The 626-nt window shown below is 66.5% G+C and carries 1 protein-coding gene; it reads right to left on the bottom strand.

Annotated features, from left to right (window positions below; genetic code table 11):
* Positions 1–64 precede the first annotated feature (64 nt).
* Complete coding sequence (locus GTW58_RS13495) at positions 65–541, bottom strand: tripartite tricarboxylate transporter TctB family protein (protein ID WP_123825948.1); 477 nt, start codon at positions 539–541, stop codon at positions 65–67.
* Between the last annotated feature and the right edge of the window lie 85 nt (positions 542–626).

Consider the following 626-nt stretch of genomic DNA (forward strand, 5'->3'; position numbering starts at 1 on the left):
CAGGAGGTTCATGGGCGTCAGTGCGCCCTGGAAACCTTCGGCCAACATGCCCAGTGATTCCATGTCAGAGCCCTCCCAACAAGCCGGACGGAAGATTTAGCCCCAGGCCGACGGCGAAGGCCAGATAGATCAAACTCGAGACCACCAGGGCCAGGGAGATGTCGAACAGCGGACGCCGACTACCAACCCCGCGCGCCACACACCAGAACAGCAGCGCCGCGGCAATGATCCACCCCAGGAACTCCAGGCCCACGGAGAACACCAGGAACCCGCCGACCAGCCAGGCCAGTGCTGTCCAGTCCGAATGGAAGCGGTAGACACCCAGGCTGTTGCTCTCGTCCGGCGGGGACGGCTTGCGCACAATCTCCAGAACCAGCAGCAGCGCCAACACGTAACCCGCGACCGCCAGCAGCAGCGGGTAGAACCGGGGGCCCGGGAACTCCGTGTCCTCGGGGACGGACATCGTCACGATGCCGTACACCAGATACGTGCTGATTCCGGCCAGGACCAGGGGAACCACCAAGCCGCTGCGACCCGCCATGAACCCGGAGCGCTCCGGGGTCTGAGACGTCCGCGGTTCACCGACGGCCACGGGGCCGTCCGCCTCCCGCACTCGGGCCCCGGGC

Origin of the sequence: Kocuria subflava (assembly GCF_012163155.1) — a bacterium.
GTDB lineage: Bacteria > Actinomycetota > Actinomycetes > Actinomycetales > Micrococcaceae > Kocuria > Kocuria subflava.

Coding starts and splice junctions, on each gene's coding strand:
- GTW58_RS13495 (WP_123825948.1), bottom strand. CDS start 541: ATGGCGGGTCGCAGCGGCTTGGTGGTTCCCCTGGTCCTGGCCGGAATC.